Here is a 2,660-nt window from a genome sequence, read left to right as displayed (position 1 = left end):
CGACCTAGTGGGTGTTCTGGCCTGGCCTCACACCATCTGGCTTGCACCGCTGGCCTTGCTGCTTCTGCCGGTCTTGAACAAGCGTTACTGGTTGGCGCCATTTGCCCTGATGCTGGGTTACCATCTGGCGACGACCTATGGCCTTATCAAAGGCACGTCGGTTTTCTTCCTACACTCCGGGCTGTTTCTCGGTGTTGGGTTCTGGTCGCTGTCATCTCTGGCCTTTGCCCTGCCTTATCTAGCGTACCCGTACATTGCTCTGTATTTCCGTGGCGGCGGCCTTGCTGGCGGCAGCCTTGCAGGCGGCGGTTTTGGCGCGGTCACGGCCACTATCATTACCTCTGCTGTCTCGACGATTCTGCCACCCTTGGGAATCATCGGCTGGACTTCCCCCTGGCTCGGCGCCGTCGCCGCAGGCCCGACCGGCATCCTGCTGACCATTCTCGGGATCTTCGCTCTGGGCTACTGGGAGCGAAAGAATCAGGATATCCCGGTGCGTTTACTGATGGCCGGAATCGTCATCTTCAATCTCTGGCTTCTGGGTTTTGCCTTCCCTGCCCTAGCCGAGCGGGTGCCGGCACTGGATGACATGATAGGTCACCCGCTGCCCACAGCGCCCACTGGCTGGGTGGGCATCGATACCCACTTGGGCCGTCTGCGTTCAAATCTTTCCTATGTCGATGCATCCATGGAACTGGCTCCGAAGGTCCTAGCGGATCTGCGCTCTGGCGACAAGGTGGTGTTACTCCCGGAAACCGTGGCAGGGCCATGGCTGCCGGGCACCCGGGCCATTTGGCGCCCGGTCATCCGCTGGACGGCGCGACATCCAGAACAAATCGTGTTGCTCGGGGCCGATGTGTCCTTCGCAGGGCGCCAACCCCTTGCAGGGTGCCAACCCTTCGCAGGGTGCGAGCCCCATGGGCGGGACTTGCGCCCTGCGAAGGGTTATCTGGATGCTCTGGTGAAGATCCAGGATGGCCACCAGACGGTACTGCCGGATCACATCCCGGTGCCTTTCTCGATGTGGCACCCGTGGCATCCCCGTGACAGCTTACGGATGGCGCCGTTTTCCAGGAAACCGGAAACCACGGAGATTGACGGCAAAAAAGTTGGCTATCTCATCTGCTATGAGCAACTGCTGATGTGGCCTGCCCTCGATCTATACCCGCATGGGATACAAGTCCTGCTGGCCCCGGCCAATGACTGGTGGGCGCGGGGGACCGACATCCCCGCCATCCAGAGGGCTTCGGCAAAAGCCTGGGGCGCGTTTTTTGGGGTGCCGGTGTTGTTTGCGGTGAATCGATGACGGGGGAACGGATGAAGAAGTCCGATCAGATGAAAACCATGGCTTTTGATCCCTGCGATCCATTGCTGGCCTGGAAGTCCGTTCTGGATGCCCTGGATGACAGGCGCCGTGAACGACTCAAGGATCTGCTCAAGACGCACCTGTCCCGTCCCCTCACCGCGCAACAGCGGATTGCCAAATTGGAAAAGGTGCTCTCTGCGGATTATTCGCGGATTCCGGCTGAACAGCACATTGCTACCCTGGAAGCCTCTCTGGAAGAGGCGATCACTGTCCTGAAGGAGCGGGTGCGTGAGCAATCCTCTTCGGCAAGTCATCGCTCGGCTTGACCAGAGGCTAATCGCCTTCTTCGAGCGGTCAGGTCCGCGCAAGCTGGCCGAAGCCCTGCTTTGGGGTGCCACCCAGTTCGAGCGGCTATTCTTTTTCCCCTTTCGGCCATTCACGGCGCCTGCGCGTTTCTTTCTGGACCGGCGCGCCAAAGCGCATGGCGGAAAAAGCCGGTGAATATAACTCAACCCGCCTTGAGCAGAAAATTCACATGCACGGCGTCGTATGGAAACACAAAGCCATTGTCCTGCCGGTCGATGAGTCCCGCGTCCAGCAACGCATGGACATCCAGATGTACGGACTTTACGTCGCGCCCGACCCGCCGGGCGATCTCGCGTAGCGCCAAGGGGCCCGCAGCCGTCATGACCCTCAGGATCTCCCAGCGCTTGCCAGTCAAAATTTTCCATAGGAGTTCCGGCGATTCAAAGCTGATATGCGGCTGTGAACATTCCAACTTTTCCATCGCCTGCACGGCATCGTCCAGGGTGTCCCGCAGGGATCGAATATCAATCATCAGCGTGCTCATCACTCCACCTCCTTATCTCTTCAAAGAAGTCGGTCATCAGTTGACGAGGGTTGGAGAAGCGATACGCTTCCTCCCGACCATTTATATGGCGATGATCGCCTTTTCCGGCCTCATTGTCGTATCGCAGCACACATTCCCCACGAATCACGTAGGCAAGCCGGTATTTGTACGAGTGCATGCTGCCGGATGTCGGTGCAGGGACGTGCCAAATCACGATTTCCGCGAAAGCCGTCTCCGAGAGGATTACCCGCCGTTGAAACAGTTTTTCCGCCTTCATGGACGAAGCATAGTCGCCCGCCTGGTTGTTGGCAAATACACCAACGCAAATCTTCCGGAGGGACACAGGGTTGAACGCACGACTCATCACCATCGCTAAACGCGGATTCTGGTGGATGTTCTGGATCTGGACCGGGCTGATCACCCTGGTCGCGGGTGTTGGTCTTTGGATGCAGTACCAGCATCTGGTCTTCAACGACTCGACCTGCGAGCCGGTGGGCCTCTACC

The 2,660-nt window shown here is 58.7% G+C and carries 4 protein-coding genes; 2 read left to right on the top strand and 2 right to left on the bottom strand.

What is annotated here, in order from left to right; genetic code table 11:
* Positions 1–1,306: carbon-nitrogen hydrolase family protein (locus ACYCUK_RS24270; protein WP_461597141.1), on the top strand; the 1,306-nt coding region annotated here is incomplete at its 5' end.
* A gap of 11 nt (positions 1,307–1,317) precedes the next feature.
* Positions 1,318–1,632, top strand: a complete 315-nt coding sequence (locus tag ACYCUK_RS24265; RefSeq protein WP_461597140.1) for a hypothetical protein — start codon at positions 1,318–1,320, stop codon at positions 1,630–1,632.
* Between the two features lie 182 nt (positions 1,633–1,814).
* On the opposite strand, the gene ACYCUK_RS24260 is transcribed toward ACYCUK_RS24265, so the two are convergent.
* Together ACYCUK_RS24260 and ACYCUK_RS24255 are read right to left on the bottom strand one after the other, a co-directional pair.
* Positions 1,815–2,156: an HVO_A0114 family putative DNA-binding protein gene (locus tag ACYCUK_RS24260; RefSeq protein WP_461597139.1), complete on the bottom strand. Its 342-nt coding sequence runs from the start codon at positions 2,154–2,156 to the stop codon at positions 1,815–1,817.
* Positions 2,137–2,433, bottom strand: coding sequence for a toxin-antitoxin system TumE family protein (locus ACYCUK_RS24255; protein ID WP_461597138.1), 297 nt, complete (start codon positions 2,431–2,433; stop codon positions 2,137–2,139). Before ACYCUK_RS24255 ends, ACYCUK_RS24260 begins: the two co-directional genes overlap by 20 nt.
* Positions 2,434–2,660: the final 227 nt, after the last annotated feature.

This window comes from Thiomonas sp. (assembly GCF_054608695.1).
The sequence above is the reverse complement of the archived record's forward strand: the minus strand, read 5'-3'. Positions and strand labels throughout refer to the sequence as shown.